We start from the raw sequence: 15,176 nt of genomic DNA on the forward strand, positions 1-15,176 counted from the left end.
ACTGGCAACCGGAGCGAGGTGCGACGTCACGCCCGCAACTCGGACGCGGCGCTCGCGAAGGCACGAACGTGATGGCCGCCGCCGAGATCCAGGAGGTGCGGCTCGTGCCCTTCGGGCTGCGACGCCCGGTCGGACGCGGCCGAAAACGGCCAGCCCCAACTCGCGGGATCGCGCGAGCGGCCTGGCCCGAACAGCGAGAAGTCGATGGGCCGGTCGGGATCGGGCTCGGGCACCGAGGCGATGAGCTTCTTCGTGTAGGGATGCACCGGCGCGCGGAACAGCGTGTCGCGCGGCGCGACCTCCACCAGCCGCCCCGCCGCCATCACCGCGATGCGGTCGGCGAGATAGTCGACCACCGCGAGATTGTGGGAGACGAAGAGATAGGTCAGCCCCAACTCGCGCCGGAGATCGCGCAGGAGGTTGAGGATCTGCGCCTGCACCGACACGTCGAGCGCCGAGACCGGCTCGTCGAAGAGGATGAGGTCGGGCTCCAGCGCTAGCGCGCGCGCGATGCCGATGCGCTGGCGCTGGCCACCGGAGAAGCTGTGGGGAAAGCGCCCGAGATGGGCCTCCTGCAGCCCCACCAACGCCAGAAGATCGCGGATGCGGGCGCGGCGCGTCGCGGCATTGCCGATGCCGTGGATGACCAGCGGCTCGGCGAGGATCTGCTCCACGGTCATGCGCGGGTTGAGCGCGAGATAGGGGTTCTGGAACACGTATTGCACGCGCCGTCGCCAGCCGCGCAGCGCATCGCCCTCCAGCGCCATCACGTCCTGCCAGCCGTCCGGCCCCGCCATCTCGACGGTTCCGGCATCCGGCGTCTCGGAGCGCGCGAGGATGCGCGACAGCGTGGTCTTGCCGCAGCCGCTCTCGCCGACGAGGCCGAGGCACTCGCCGCGCCGGATGTCGAGATCGACGTCGGCCACCGCCGGCGCGGCATCCGCCGGCGCCGGCCCGAAGGAGAAGGCGCGGCGCTCCGCATAGGTCTTGCGAATGCCGCGAAGCCGCACGAGCGGCTCGCCCATGCCGTGCCCGCTCTTGTCGGCGCGCGCCGCCGCCCAGCGCGCCACCGTGTCGCCCACCTCGATCTCGCGCAGCGGCTTCAGGCGTTCGCCCGGCGCCATGTCGAGGCGGGGCACCGAGCCCATCAGCGCCTTGAGATAGGCGTGCCGCGGCCGGGCGAAGAGCTCGCGCGCCGGCCCGCGCTCCATCGTGTCGCCGTGGTGGACGACGATCATGTCGTCGGCCATGTTGGCGACGACGCCGAGATCATGCGCGATCAGAAGGATCGCCGTGCCGTCGCTCTCCTGCAGGTCACGCAGCAGCTTGAGGATTTCGGCCTGCACGGTGACGTCGAGCGCCGTGGTCGGCTCGTCGGCGATGATGAGCGCGGGACGGCAGATCATCGCGATTGCGATCATCGCGCGCTGGCAGAGGCCGCCCGAGAGCTGAAAGGAGTAAGCGTCGACGGCTTTTTCGGGCTTGGCGAAGCCGACGCGGCCGAGCATCTCGATGGCCTGCGCCCGCGCCGCCGGCCCGTCGGTGCCGCGATGGCGCCGCAGCACCTCGCCGATCTGGTCGCCCACCGTGTGGAGCGGCGAGAGCGCCGCGGTCGGCTCCTGGAAGATCATCGCGATCCGGTCGCCCCGGATCGCCTGAAACACCTCGCCCGTTCGCGGCAGCGCCGCCAGATCGACCGGCGCGCCGCCGCGATCGCGAAACAGGATGCGCCCACCCAGCTGAAACGCCACCGGCGGCAGCAGGCCGAGGATCGCCTGCGCCGTCACCGACTTGCCCGAGCCGGACTCGCCGATCACCGCGAGCGTGCGCCCCGGATGCACCTCGAAGGACAGTTCGTTCACGGCGCGGAAACGCCCTTCGAGCGTGCGGAACTCGACGGACAGGTCTTCGACGCTGAGAAGAGGCGGCATGGAGGCTTCCGGTCGGGCGCGGCGCGCGGCCCGCCGCGATCATGGCAGAGACGATGCCCGTCAGGGAAGCTTCAAGTCGAGAAGCAGTGTCTCGGCATAGAGATGATCCACATCTGCGACCGGAACGTCGGGCGTGCGCACCCAGCGCGGCAGCGCGATCTCCTCCCGTTCGCCCTCCATGAAGTTCGCCGGCAGGAACCGCGAATCGACGGCGAGGATTTCCGAGACGTCGCGGCAGAGCGTCTGCGCGAGCGCGCCGGCCTCGGCGGCGAGAAAGCCGCGGTCGGAGCAGAACAGCAGTTCGCGGTAGAGAATGTCGGCGCCCTTTCGCTTGGACTGGAACACGAAGAGCACCGGCGACGCCGGATCGCCGGCCGTTCTCATCTCGACGTTCAGCCTGCGGTGATCGCGCACGATCCGGCGCGAGCGCGCGTCCAGACGAGCCTCGTCCAGACGAGCCTCGTCCACCGGGCGAAGCGCCAGACCGGGGCGGCCGGCCTCCGCTCGAAAGATCCGACGCGTGGCGTCGAGCACGGTGAAGCCGAGCGCGCGGATGCGCCGGCCGGTGGCGCGGCGGGCCGTCATCGTGGCGTAGGTGACGCCAAGCTGCGCCATGCCGGCGCGCAGCAGCTCGTCGCCGATGCCGGTGCCGCGATAGTCGCGTTCGAGATACCAGGCGCCGAGATCGCAGAAGCGGCGCAGGCCGACGCTCGTCTCGCGGTCGGAATAGATGGTCGCCATGAACCCGACCACGGCGCCGGCATCCTCGACCAGCCAGCCGCGCTCCGCTTCCGGTGGCCGCCAGGGATAGTCGAGCACGCGGCGCCAGCGCTCGCGCGGGATCTTCGGGTTCATCAGGCGATGGAGGAGATCGGCCACCGGTTCGATGTCGGCATCGACCGCCGGGCGGACGCGGGCGCTCACGCGTCGTCTCCGGGCGGGATCAGCGACGCCACGTCGCACCAACGGACGGCGGGGTGAGCCGCAAGCTGCGGCACGAAGTGGTCGAGGAAGGCCCAGGTGTCCTCGTCGTGCGAGAGATGGTGGGTGAGGAGACCGAAGGGCCGGTCGATCCCGCCTTCGCGGCGCGCCGCCAGCGCCTCGCGCATCGTGCGCTCCAGCTTCTGCGCGCCGGCAAAGCGCGCGCCGCCCTTCCAGCGCAGCACGTCGAGATCGGCGTTGATCTCGTTCGGCACGCCGGGACCGAAGGCCGGCGGGCCGAAACCGGACAGCGCACGATAGCCCTCGCCGGGCAACCGCTCCGCGACGGCTCGCTCGATCCGGTTCCAGGGGGGAACCATGACGGGGTGGAACCGCGCCGCGAACAGCGCCGCCAACCGCTCGCGGCCGAGGCGGAATTCGGCGAGAACCGCCTCGACCGGGCGATCGCCGCCGCACTCCACCGCTCGACCGCCCAGCCGTGCATGATTGGCGTGGCGCCAGCCATGCTGGAGCACCGCGGCGCGCGTACCTCGAAGGCGCCGCACCAGCGCCGGCGTCGCGGTGGCCGGCACGACGGCGAGCGCCACCGGCAGATCGTATCGCCCGGACAGCGCCAGCAGGCGGTCCAGCGCTGACGTCTCGTCGCACGCGTCGTCGTCGCGCCACCAGAGGTCGAGGGTGCGGCCGGCGTCCGCCCAGCGGTCGAGTTCCGCCCAAAGCCCTTCGGCGTCGTCGGGTTGGGTGGTCATGAAAGGGCGGGCGGATGGACGAGCATCGCCGGTCTTAACGCCGCGCCGGCCCGGCGGACAAGCTGGCGCGAGCGGGAAGCCGGTTCGACGTCGAGGAACTTGTCGTCCCGGTTTGTCGCGCACCAACCGTTTAGCCAGGCGAGCATTCTATTGCGGGCTTGTCTGGGTTCGATCGGAACGATGGGGATGGGCGAGTCTTCCTCCCTCAATCAATGGACAAGGAGATCCCCCGATGATCCGCAACACGCTTCGCAATGCGACTATCCTCGCCGGTATGGCGGGCGCGCTGGCGCTCGGTGTGCCCGCCGCTTCGGCCCAGACCGCGACGCCGGCCCCCGCCGCCGCCGCATCGCAGCCGATGGCTCAGCCGGCCCCGGAGATGAAGTCCGTGCTCGACGAGCTGACGGCGCTCGGCGCCAAGCCCATCGGCACGCTCTCGGTGAAGGAGACGCGCACCCAGCCGTCGCCCGCCGACGCCGTGATGGCGATCATGAAGGACCAGAACATCGAGCCGCCCGCCGCCGTGCAGGCGGTGAAGTCGCGCGACATTCAGATCCCCGGCGGCGCCGGCGAGATCGCGGCGCGTGTCTACACGCCGCAGGGGGAAGGCCCGTTCCCGCTCGTGGTCTACTACCATGGCGGCGGCTGGGTGATCGCCGATCTCGACACCTACGACGCCTCGCCCCGCGCACTCAGCGCCGGTGCCAAGGCCGTGGTGGTCTCCGTCGACTATCGCCATGCGCCCGAGCAGAAGTTCCCCGCCGCGCATGAGGACGCCTTCGCGGCCTACAAGTGGATCGTCGAGAACTCCGGCTCGCTCAACGCCGACGCGACGCGCATCGCGGTGGCCGGCGAGAGCGCAGGCGGCAACCTCGCCGCCAATGTCGCGATCATGGCGCGCGACGCCAAGATCACCCAGCCGATCCACCAGCTTCTCGTCTATCCCGTGGCCGGCAACGACATGAACACGCCGTCCTACATCGAGAACGCCGAGGCGCAGCCGCTCTCGAAGCAGGGCATGATGTGGTTCGTGGAAAACGTCTTCGCCTCGAAAGATCAGACCAGCGATCCGCGCCTCAACCTCGTCGGCCGCGACGACCTGCAGGGCCTGCCGGCCGCAACGGTGATCAACGCGCAGATCGATCCGCTGCGCTCGGAAGGCGAAGCCTTAGCGGCCAACCTGAAGTCGGCGGGCGTTGCCGTCGAACAGAAGACGTATTCCGGGGTGACCCACGAGTTCTTCGGCATGGGCACGGTGGTGCCGCAGGCGAAGGAAGCCATGGACATGGCAGGCCAGCGCCTCGCGGCAGCCTTCGCGGAAGCGGGTACGTCGGGCGAGAGCACCAGCTCGACCAAGCCGGCCAACTAAAGTTCGAAGAAGCCGAAGAGCGGCCCGATGTCGTCGGGCCGTTCCGATGAGAGGGCGATCCATCCGGATCGCCCTCTTTCTTGCTTCACATGCCGAGGCGGGTCAGCGAGGACAACGCGCGCGGGCGATAGCGCCCCTCCCCCCGGGCGCCGACGAGTTCGCCGTCGCGCACCATCACGGCACCGCCGAGAACGACGTCGGTCGGCCAGCCCTGCACCTCGATACCCTCGTAGGGGCTGTAGTCGGCGCCGTCGTGCAGGTCGGCATGGCGGATGGTGCGCCGGATCTTGGGATCCCAGATCGCGATGTCGGCGTCGAGTCCCACCGCGATCGAACCCTTCGACTCCAGCCCGTAGAGCCGCGCGTGGTTGGTCGACGAGAGCGCCACGAAGCGCCGAAGATCGATGCGCCCCGTCATCACCCCTTCCGAGAACAGGATCGGCAGGCGCGTCTCGACGCCGGGAATGCCGTTGGGGATGTGCCGGAAGCTGGTGCGGCCCTTGGCGTTGCGTTTGCCGGCCGGGTCGTCGTAGCGGAACGGACAATGATCGGACGAGAAGAGGTCGAAGGTGCCGTTCTCCAGTCCGCGCCAGCAGGCGTCCTGCGAGGCCGCGTCGCGCGGCGGCGGCGAGCAGACGAACTTGGCGCCCTCCCAGTCCATGCCGTCGAGATCGTCGGCGGTCAGCATCAGGTATTGCGGGCAGGTCTCGCCCACCACCTTGCGCCCACGGGCGCGCGCCGCGCGGATCTCGTCGATCGCCGGCCCGTTCGAGACGTGGACGATGACGACCGGCACGTCCACGATCTCGGCGAGCGACAGGGCGCGATGCGTCGCCTCGCGCTCCACGGCGATCGGGCGGGTGGTGGCGTGGGCACGCGGCGCGACGTCGCCCTGCGCCTCGTGGCGGCCGATGAGATAACGGATCGCGTCCTCGTTCTCGCAATGCACCATCACCAGCGCGCCGGTGCGCCGCGCGGTGTCCATCGTGGCGAGGATCTCGGCATCGTTCAGCCGCAGCCCCTCGTAGGTCATGAAGACCTTGAACGAGGTGTAGCCGTCGGCGACCAGCGCCGGCAGTTCCTGGCCGAGCACCGCCTCGGTGGGATCGGAGACGATGAGGTGGAAGGAGATGTCGGTGTAGCAGTTGCCCTCGGCGAGCGCATGGTAGCCCTTCAGGGCTTCCCGCAATGTCTGCCCCTTCGCCTGCAGGCAGAAGGGCAGCACGCAGGTGTTGCCGCCGAAGAGGGCCGAGCGCGTGCCGCTCTCGAACCCGTCGGTCATGACGATGCCGTCGCCGGAGGGCTGGGCCAGATGCACGTGGCTGTCGATGCCGCCGGGCAGCACGTATTTGCCGAGCGCGTCCACCCGCTCGCGTCCGCCCTCCAGTCCCCGGCCGATCTGCGCGATCTGTCCGTCGCGAATGCCGATGTCGGCGACGAAGACGTCGGAGGCGGTCGCGACCGTGCCGCTGTGGATGACGAGGTCGAACTCGGCGACAGCGCTCACAGCGCCGGTTCCAGCGCGCGGATGAGGCGATCGACCTCGTCCGCCGTGTTGTAGTGGATCATCGAGACGCGCACGACGCCGTCGGTCGCCGTCAGACCGTGCTCCTCGACGATGCGCTTGGCGTAGAAGTCGCCGAACCGGATGCCGACCTTCGCGGCATCCACGGTCTCGACGACGCGCTTGGAGCTCTCGTCGCCGACCGTGAAGCTGATCGTGGAGACGCGATCCTCGATCGCGCTCGACGCACGGCCGACGAGACGGACGGAATTGCGACTGCCGAGAAAGTCGAGAAGCCGCGCGCTGATGGCCCGCTCCTGCTCGGCGATGGCGGCGAAGCCCGCCTCGATCGCCGGACGCCCGTCGCTCGCTCCATTGCCCCCTTTGGCGGCACGGCCGAGCTCCTCGACGTAGTCGACGGCGCCGATCGAGCCCCACGCGCATTCGTAGTTGATGTTGCCGGGCTCCAGCTTGTGTGGCACGCGGCTCTTGTCGAAGAAGTAATGGTAGATGTTGTCGAGTTCCAGCAGCTTGTCGCGCTTGCCGAACATCACCGCGTGGTGCGGCCCAAACACCTTGTAGACGCTGAAGACGTAGTAGTCGGCATCCAGCGCCGCCATGTCGAGCGCCCGGTGCGGCGCGTAGGCGACGCCGTCGACGCAGAGTTCCGCGCCCCCGGCATGGGCGATGTCGGCGATGGCGCGGATCGGGTTGATCGTGCCGAGAATGTTGGAGGCGTGCGTGACGCAGACGAGCTTCGTGCGCTCGTTCATCAGCCCCTTGAGGTCGGCGAGGTCGAGCTCGAACGTCTCGGGGCCGCAGCGCCACCAGCGAATGACGACGCCGCGGGCCTCGTGCTTCAGCCACGGGCCGATATTGGCCTCGTGGTCGGTGTTGGTGAGGATGATCTCGTCGCCGGGTTGCAGCCGCCCCGTCATCGCCTCCGACAGGAATCGGAGGAGGATCGTGGTCGAGGCGCCCATGACGATCTCGCCGGGATCGCAGTTCATGAAGCGCGCGAAGGCCTCGCGCGACTCGGCAACGCGGCGCATCGACACCTGGCTCGGCTCGTAGCTGGCGCCCGTCTGCACGTTGGTCGTGAGCAGGTAGTCGGACACCCGGTCGGCGACGCGTCGCAGAACCTGGCTGCCGCCGGCATTGTCCATGAAGGCCCAGGGGCCGTCGAGCGCCGGAAACTGCGCGCGGACGAAGTCGAGATCGAGGGTCATGATGCGTGAGCCTTGTCCGGCGCGTCCACCCGCGCCGCCTTGCGGATGTCTAGTGATTGAGAACGGCGTCGAGAAAGGCGCGCGCGCGCTCGTTGCGGGTCGAGGTGAAGAAGACGTCCGGGGTCGAGACCTCCCGGATCTCCCCCTCCTCCATGAAGACGATGCGGTCGGCGACCTGACGGGCGAAGCCCATCTCGTGGGTGACGAGCACCAGCGTGACGCCGGAATGGGCGAGCCCCTTGATGACGTCGAGCACCTCGCCGACCATCTCGGGGTCGAGCGCCGAGGTCGGCTCGTCGAAGAGCAGGATGCGCGGCTCCATCGCCAGCGCACGGGCGATGCCGACGCGCTGCTGCTGGCCGCCGGAAAGCTGCGTCGGGAACTTCGCGGCCTGCGCGCCGATGCCGACGCGATCGAGCAGCGCCTGCGCCCGGCGGCGGCTGTCCTCCCACGGCAGCTTCTTCACGCGCACCGGACCGAGCGCGACGTTGTCGAGCACCGAGAGGTTCGGAAACAGGTTGAAGGCCTGGAAGACCATGCCGGTCTGCTGGCGGACCTTCAAGAGGTTGCGTCCGCGCTCGACGCGCACGCCGCCGACGAAGACGTCGCCGGTGTCGTACGCCTCCAGAAGGTTGATGCAGCGGATGAACGTCGACTTGCCGGAGCCCGAGGGGCCGAGCAGCACCACGACCTCGCCGGCGGCGACATCGAGATCGACCGAGCGCAGCGCCTCGAACGTGCCGTAGCGCTTGCCGACGCCGCGCATGCGGATGATCGGCTCGGATGCGGGCTCGGAGGTCATCAGCGGGCCTCCCGCGCGGAATAGCGCTTCTCGAAGCGGGCGACGAGGCGCACCAGCGGCAACAGGAGAATGAGATAGAGGAGCGCCGCGCCGATCAGCGGCGTCGGGTTGGCGGCGAGCGCCTGGGCCTGCGTCGCCTGCTTCAGGAGATCGGGCAGCGCCACCACGGAGGCGAGCGCGGTGTCCTTCATCACGTTGATCGAGTTGTTGGTGAGCGGCGGAATGACGATGCGCACGGCCTGCGGCAGCACCACGTCGCGCATCACGTCGAAGGCGTTGAGGCCGATCGACTGCGCCGCCTCGAACTGGCCGCGCGCGATGGCCTCGATGCCGGCCCGGTAGATCTCGGCCGTGTAGGCCGAGGAGACCGTGGTGAGCGCCAGACAGGCGGAGGCGAAGGGCGAGAGGCGGATGCCGATGAAGGGAAAGGCGTAGTAGACGATGACCAGCCAGACCAGCACCGGCAGGGCCCGGAAGACGTCGATATAGGCGATGGCGATCCAGCGCAGCGCCCGCGGCGCATAGAGCCGGACCAGCGCCAGCGCGAGGCCGCCGACGAGGCCGAGCACGATCGACAGTCCGCCGAGCAGCACCGTGCGCCAGAGGCCCTGCAGAAGCTGGGGCATCGAGCGCCACAGCACGTCGAGGTTGAAGAAGGTGTTGACGAGGTTCATGCGCGGTCCTGCAGGCGGATCGAGGCGCGGGAGCCGGAGCCCCCGCGCGAGCCGGCGAAGCGGCGAAAGGGATCAGGGCTTCGGCGCGTCGGCGACCGTGACGGTCGAGGTGGAGGCGTCCGGCGCCGTGCCGAACCACTTCTCGTGCAGATTGGCGAGGAAACCGTCCTGCTTCAGGGCGGTGAGCGCCGTGGTCGCCTGCGCGACGAGCGGCGAGTCCTTGGCGAACATCACCGAATACTGCTCACCGGTCTTGATGCGCTCGACCACCGCGTAGTCCGGCTTGTCCTTGATGTAGTAGGCGACGGCGGGGATGTCGGAGATGTAGCCGTCGATGCGCCCGGCCGCGAGGTCGAGCATGGCCGGAGACAGGCCTTCGAAACGGCGGATCTCGGAGAGGCCGAGTTCCTTCTCGTGCTCGGTGGCGTAGATGTCGCCGGTGGAGCCGGTGTCGACGCCGACGACCTTGCCCTTGAGGCCCGAGAGCCCTTCGATGCCCGAGGCCTTCAGTACCGAGAGCGACTGGTCGCTGTCGTAGTAGGGTTGCGCGAAGGACACCGATTCCAGACGCTTCTTGGTGATGGTGATCGAGGAGATCGCCGCGTCGATGCGGCCCGACTGCACGGCCGAGAACAGGCCGTTGAAGGGAATGTTCTCGATCGCGACGTCGTCGTAGCCCATGCGCTTGGCGACTTCCTTCACGAGCTCGACCTCGAAGCCGACGACCTCGGAATTGGCGTCCTGGAACTCCCAGGGCACGTTGCCGACATTGGCGCCGACGGTGAGGCTCTTGGCCTCTACGGGTACGGCGAAGGCGAGCGCCGCCATGGCGAGCGCGGCGAGCGGAAGGCGGATCATGTCGGCTCCTGGGTGACCGAGGGAAAGAGGCCTGCAAGGCGGACCTGCCCGTTTCGAAAGCAGGATAGCCTAGGAATTGCGCACTCGAACTGCATGCATTTCTAGGGTCAACGTGTATGATGCGAACAGAGTGTTGTGAAGGGGAAATCGTATGGACACCGTGGGCAAACAAAACGAAAGCGATCCCACAACGATCGTGCGCGACTATCTGGAAGCTTCGATGGTGCCCGATCCCGACCGGGCGGCGACCTTCATGGCGCAGGGTTGCACCATCACCTTCACGGGCGGGCGCGAGTTCGATCATCCGAGCGGCCCGACGAGCATCAACGCCACGCGCTACCGCTGGGTGAAGAAGCGGATGGAACGCTTCGACGTGGCGCCTGCCGCCGACCGGACGGTCGTCTATTCCATCGGGACGCTCTACGGCGAATGGCCGGACGGCACGCCCTTCGCGGGCAATCGCTACGTCGATCGGTTCGAGGTCGTCGAAGGGGCGATCACCAAGATGGACGTCTGGAACGACAGCGCCGAATGGATCCTCGACCCCGCGCTTCGACGCTGACGCACGGGCCGCCGAACGCCGCGGTGTTCGGCCGACCGCGAATCGCTCAGCGCGGTGCCGCGCCCACTCGTTTTCGCTGCGGCGTCGCCGCCTCGACGTAAGGGGCGAGAATGTCCATCAGGTCGCCGCGGGGTTCGGGCGCCTGCAGCAGAGCGCGCCGGGCGACCCGGTCGAGGTGATCCGCCATCATCGCCCGCGCCGCCTCGGCGTCGCCGCGCTCCAGCGCCGAGATCAGCTCGCGATGCTCGGAAATGGCGCACTCGGCCGAGTGCGGCCGCCCAAAGGTCGAAAGCGACAGGCAGGAGCGATAGGCGATCTCGCGGACGTAACGGACGAGCGTCGGCTTGGCCGTCATCTCGGCCAGCATGACGTGAAACTCGGTGGCGAGGCGGATGGCGGTCGCGGGGTTGGCGCCCTCCTCCTCCTCTTCCTGGCGCACGATGTCGCGCAGCCCGTCGAGCTGCCCGGGCGTCAGACGTCCGGCCAGCGTGCGAACGACCAGACCTTCCAGCTCGATGCGAATGTCGAACTCGTCGCGCGCCTCCTCGAGCGAAGGGGTCGCCACCACGGCGATCCGGTTGCGCCGCAGTTCCACCAGCCCCTCGCCTGCCAGTTGCCCGAGCGCGTGACGGGCGATGGTACGGCTCACCCCGAAACGCTCGCCGAGGGCGTCCTCCGGCAGCTTGTCGCCGGGCGACAGGGCGCGCTCCAGAATGGCGCGCCGGATCGCACGGCAGATCATGGAAACGCGGTCGTTCTCCTTGTCGCCCGCCGCCTCGTCCGAACGCCGCGTCATCCTGCCCGTCTCCGTCCTCGATCGCCGTGATCTACGACGAGGGTCGGCCGAGAGCAATGGCACGAGGTGGAACGCGAGGCGCCGTCCTCAATGCCGGGCGGTATGCGATATCGCGCAGAGATTGCATGCAGTTCGCTCAGACCGAAGACAGATTCCTGGCTTCTTCGCGGGCGACGCGGTCGCCGCGTCGCTGCGGCGGCTTCTCGTCGAGATGCAGGTAATTGTCGGTGAAGCCGCTGAACGCCTTGAGGCGCTCGACGTCGCGCACGACGATCTGCTTACCCTCCAGCGCGATCATGCCCTGGTTGCGCAGGTTGCGGATCATGCGGTTGACGCTCACCACGGTGAGCCCGAGCGTGTCGGCGAGTTCGGTCTGCGTCACCGGCAACAGGAAGCGGTTCTCGGAATCGACGAGCCCGACGCTGCGAAGGCGGGTCATCAACTCGCAGAACAGATGCGCGATCCGCTCTTCCGCCGAGCGGCGCCCGACATTGACCAGCCATTCGCGCAGGATCGACTGATCCACCAGCGTCGACCACCAGAGCGCCTTGGCGATGGCCGGCCGCTCGCAAAGGATCGCGATGTCGTCGCTGTCGAGTTGGGCCACCGTGCAGGGCGTCAGGGTGGAAATGGCGTGATCCATCTCGCGCAGGATGAAGACGTGCAGATCGCAGAAGTCGCCGGGCACGAGGTAGGCGACGATCTGGCGATCCCCGTCCTCGAGGATCTTCTGGCGGCTGGCGAAGCCCGAGACGATCAGATGGACATATTGCGGATCCTGCCCTTCGGAGGCGATCTCGCGCTTGGCAGGCATCTGTACGGTTCGTCGCGTGTGATGTTTGAGAAGCGCCCGTTCGTCGTCGGAGAAGCTGACGAACCGTTCGAGCTTGCGAAGGAACAAACTGTCTTCGCTCATGGAATGCGGCCTCCAGGACGAGGTAGGGTGGACCGGCATCGGCCCGCGCCCTCCTCATAGGTCGCATGCGGTTTCATTCCAACAAGGGCAAGCGCCAAATATCGTTAGCCCTCTCAGGCCCGGGCGCCTTCCCGCCCCTGCCGCATCTGCGCACCGTCCGGCAGGGACAGTGCCTTGCCGTCAGTCGGCGTTCCGTTCGGGTCGCGCACCGGGGCTCGGACTCGCGTCATCGTCGCCAGCGTCGGCGGGCTTTGCCTTCTCCGCTCCCGTATGCCCGATCTGGGGTTCGCCGCCGGTGTCGTCGCCGAGCACCGCCAGAGCGGTTGCGAGCGTTTCGTCGTCGAGACGGGTCTTGCGATCCGGTGTCATCGGTCTTCTCCTCCATATCCGCTCTAGGAAAAGTCCGTGCGGCCGCGCGAGTTCCCGCCGCGGGGCCGGGGCGATCAGAACAGCGAGAGGAGACCGCTGCCCGACGAGGAGCCCGTAAACAGCGAGAGGATCGACGACGACGAGGCGTCGGCGTTGTTGAGGTCGTACATGGCGGCGAAGCGGCCGATGAACTTGTCGAGCTTCTTCGGGTCGGCGAAGTCCTTGAAGTCGATGCGGCTGTCGAGGATCTTCGCCTGCGCGGCGACGTCCATGTTGGACATGCCGGCCGGCAGCGCGAAGGCCGTCTGCACCACCTGATAGAGCGCCTTGTCGGCCAGGATGCCGTAGGCGGTTGTGACGTTGGGTGCGTTGCGCAGGAAGTAGAGCGCCAGGCGCGTGCCCTCGCTCGTTTCGCCGGCCTGCTCTTCCAAGGACTGCAGCAGGTAGAGATTGTCGGTGGTGCGCTTGGCCGCGTTCGACTGAAGGCCCGAGCCGGCATCCGCCACGCTGCCGTCGGTCTCGAAGTTGAAGGCCGCGGCGAACTTGGCGACCGCGGGATCGGCGCTGGCGTTGGCGAAGCTCTTGGGGTCCGACAGGTCGCTCGTCAGGATCTTGCGCAGATCGGCCTTCGAGAGGTTCTTGTTCTCGACGCCGTAGGCCTTCAGCGCATACTGGACCGCCTTCGTCTCCGCCAGGAACCCGTCGATCGAATAGATCCCGTTGATCGTTTCGAGATAGGCCTTGGTGTCGGCGCTCGCCAGGCTCTTGGTGGCGGCCGACTGGTTGGTTCCGAAGGTGGCGCTGTAGAGCGTGGCCATCTTGGTCTGGCTGTCGGTCGACTGGATCACCCGCTGGCCCTGCACCGCGCCGTCGGACCCGAAGTTGAAGGCGGCGGCCAGTTTCGAGTAGCGCTCGTCCTTCAGGCGCGAGACGTAGCTGGCGGGGTCCGAGGGATCGCTCGTCAGGGCAGCGCGGATCTTCGACAGGCTCTCGGTCTTGGGATCGAGGTCGAACGCCTTGAGCACGAAGTCTAGCGTCGTGCGCTTCGTGTTCGCGACGCCGGTCACGGGATCGTAGGTCAATCCAGTCAGCGGGTTCTTGTCGTTCAGAAGGAGATCGCTGACCGTCTTCACCTTCGCGATCGTGGCCGAGAACGCCGCCGTCGCGTTGCTGTCCTGCTTCGTCTGAATCGCCTTATAATTCTTCAGGTAGCCAGAAAAGAACTGCTCGTACGCTTTCGGCGGAAGCGGCACGTTGTAGGTCTGATCGACGTTGTTGGCGTTTTTCTCGACCGACGTGGCCGCGGACCCATCGGCGTTGAACTTGAACATGCCGTTCAGAGCTTGAAGCTGCGCGCGGATGGTCGCCTGCGCGGGAAGAAAATTGCCGTTGTTGTCGTAGACCGCAACCCGGTTGGCCGCGGCCGTCGGCGAAACCAGAATGTCGTGGATGAAGTCGCTCGTATAGGTCGTGGTCATCCCGACCGCTGCCTGAAGCATCGTCACCAGCCGCGGGTCGTCGGTCAGCTGCGTGGCCGTGGGCGGCGGAGTCCGGGCAAGCGCGGTCTTGAAGTAGTCGACGTTCGCCTGCGCGGCCTGCGGGCTCGTCGCGTTGCCCGTGGCTTCGTTGTAGGCGTAGACGACGTTGCTGAGCCGATCGCTTCGCTGCGCAGCGGTCGCCGTGGCCATGCCGTCGAGATAGCCGCGCAACACCGCGGGCGGACCGGTCAGATTGGTCTGCGGTGTCGTGAGGAGGGATTTGACGTACGAGGACTCGATCAAGGCCGGATCCGTGAAACCGGCCGCACGCAGTGCCACGTTCAGAACGCCGCGGTCGCCGACGATGGCGTCGATCGCCCCAGCTTCCGAGGTGGCCGACGCGAGGATCGACGTGATCTCCGTCTCGAAATAGCCGGTCTGTCTCGCGGCATCGGGCGCCGAGCGGCTGACGCGCTCGGTATAGGCCTCGACGATGCGCTCGGTCTGCGACGCGCTCTGGGCGGCGGGCTTGGTGTCGGCGGCCGAGAAGTTGAAGGCGGCGGCGAACTCGCGGTAGCGCTTGTCGACGAGCTTGTTGGCGAAGCTCGCGCTGTCGCTGAGGTCGCTCTCGAGAACCTTGCGCATCAGCCCCTTGGAGCCGATCTGGTCGGAGAGGCCGTAGGCCGTCATCGCGTAGGTGTAGAGCTTGTAGTCGGCGAGGAAGTCGTCGACGCTCGTCACCTTGTCGATGTTGGCGGCGTAGTAGTCGGCGTTCTTGGCCACGAGCGGCTGCGCAGCGACACGATCCAGCGTCTGCGGCAGGTTCTTGGCGTAGAGCTTGTAGTTCAGAAGGGTCGAAACCACGATTGCCGTCTCCGATCGATCGAGGACCCCCTTCGCGAGGCCACGCAACGCGCCAAGATCTAAACGAACATCCTTTCCCGATCCTGAATCGGGATGCCGTTCGGCAGGCGCCATCGGCGCCTGCCGTCCGCCT

14 protein-coding genes are annotated in these 15,176 nt (G+C 67.8%); 2 read left to right on the forward strand and 12 right to left on the reverse strand.

All coding sequences use genetic code 11. The features are described 5' to 3' along the window. Positions 1-26: 26 nt before the first annotated feature. The 3 genes from GGR04_RS00945 to GGR04_RS00955 are packed head-to-tail and all read right to left on the reverse strand — an operon-like array spanning position 27 to position 3,622. Entirely contained in the window at positions 27-1,931 is a 1,905-nt protein-coding gene (locus GGR04_RS00945) for a dipeptide ABC transporter ATP-binding protein (protein WP_183196948.1), read from the reverse strand. Positions 1,932-1,991: 60 nt separating this feature from the next. Next, on the reverse strand, positions 1,992-2,855 hold the full coding sequence (locus GGR04_RS00950; RefSeq protein WP_183196950.1) for a GNAT family N-acetyltransferase: 864 nt from the start codon (positions 2,853-2,855) through the stop codon (positions 1,992-1,994). After that, the gene (locus GGR04_RS00955; protein ID WP_183196952.1) at positions 2,852-3,622 is read right to left on the reverse strand and encodes a polysaccharide deacetylase family protein; all 771 of its coding nucleotides are present in this window, start codon (positions 3,620-3,622) and stop codon (positions 2,852-2,854) included. Before GGR04_RS00955 ends, GGR04_RS00950 begins: the two co-directional genes overlap by 4 nt. 232 nt (positions 3,623-3,854) lie before the next feature. Here GGR04_RS00955 and GGR04_RS00960 point away from each other — a divergent pair, with 232 nt between their 5' ends. Further along, positions 3,855-4,991, forward strand: a complete 1,137-nt coding sequence (locus tag GGR04_RS00960) for an alpha/beta hydrolase (RefSeq protein WP_183196953.1) — start codon at positions 3,855-3,857, stop codon at positions 4,989-4,991. Between the two features lie 85 nt (positions 4,992-5,076). On the opposite strand, the gene hydA is transcribed toward GGR04_RS00960, so the two are convergent. From hydA to GGR04_RS00985, 5 genes are all read right to left on the reverse strand, one after another. After that, positions 5,077-6,498 (reverse strand): dihydropyrimidinase, encoded by a 1,422-nt coding sequence (gene hydA / locus GGR04_RS00965; protein WP_183196955.1) that lies wholly within the window; start codon positions 6,496-6,498, stop codon positions 5,077-5,079. After that, positions 6,495-7,724: a cysteine desulfurase-like protein gene (locus tag GGR04_RS00970; protein ID WP_183196963.1), complete on the reverse strand. Its 1,230-nt coding sequence runs from the start codon at positions 7,722-7,724 to the stop codon at positions 6,495-6,497. Before GGR04_RS00970 ends, hydA begins: the two co-directional genes overlap by 4 nt. 49 nt (positions 7,725-7,773) lie before the next feature. After that, a complete protein-coding gene (locus GGR04_RS00975; protein WP_183196965.1) occupies positions 7,774-8,526 on the reverse strand; it encodes an amino acid ABC transporter ATP-binding protein in 753 nt (250 codons plus the stop codon). After that, on the reverse strand, positions 8,526-9,200 hold the full coding sequence (locus tag GGR04_RS00980) for an amino acid ABC transporter permease (protein WP_183196967.1): 675 nt from the start codon (positions 9,198-9,200) through the stop codon (positions 8,526-8,528). Before GGR04_RS00980 ends, GGR04_RS00975 begins: the two co-directional genes overlap by 1 nt. A 72-nt stretch (positions 9,201-9,272) precedes the next feature. Continuing rightward, positions 9,273-10,058, reverse strand: coding sequence for a transporter substrate-binding domain-containing protein (locus GGR04_RS00985; protein ID WP_376769811.1), 786 nt, complete (start codon positions 10,056-10,058; stop codon positions 9,273-9,275). Positions 10,059-10,209: 151 nt separating this feature from the next. Between GGR04_RS00985 and GGR04_RS00990 the strand changes: the two genes are divergently transcribed. Further along, positions 10,210-10,620, forward strand: coding sequence for a nuclear transport factor 2-like protein (locus GGR04_RS00990; RefSeq protein ID WP_183196969.1), 411 nt, complete (start codon positions 10,210-10,212; stop codon positions 10,618-10,620). A 46-nt stretch (positions 10,621-10,666) separates the two neighbouring features. On the opposite strand, the gene GGR04_RS00995 is transcribed toward GGR04_RS00990, so the two are convergent. The 4 genes from GGR04_RS00995 to GGR04_RS01010 form a co-directional block, all read right to left on the reverse strand. Then, a complete protein-coding gene (locus GGR04_RS00995) occupies positions 10,667-11,416 on the reverse strand; it encodes a GntR family transcriptional regulator (protein ID WP_183196971.1) in 750 nt (249 codons plus the stop codon). 136 nt (positions 11,417-11,552) lie between these two features. Next, positions 11,553-12,332, reverse strand: a complete 780-nt coding sequence (locus tag GGR04_RS01000; protein ID WP_183196973.1) for a Crp/Fnr family transcriptional regulator — start codon at positions 12,330-12,332, stop codon at positions 11,553-11,555. 180 nt (positions 12,333-12,512) lie between these two features. Further along, positions 12,513-12,701 (reverse strand): hypothetical protein, encoded by a 189-nt coding sequence (locus tag GGR04_RS01005; protein WP_183196975.1) that lies wholly within the window; start codon positions 12,699-12,701, stop codon positions 12,513-12,515. Positions 12,702-12,775: 74 nt separating this feature from the next. After that, entirely contained in the window at positions 12,776-15,043 is a 2,268-nt protein-coding gene (locus tag GGR04_RS01010; protein ID WP_183196977.1) for a DUF1217 domain-containing protein, read from the reverse strand. Positions 15,044-15,176 lie beyond the last annotated feature (133 nt).

Origin of the sequence: Aureimonas pseudogalii (assembly GCF_014196835.1) — a bacterium.
GTDB lineage: Bacteria > Pseudomonadota > Alphaproteobacteria > Rhizobiales > Rhizobiaceae > Aureimonas > Aureimonas pseudogalii.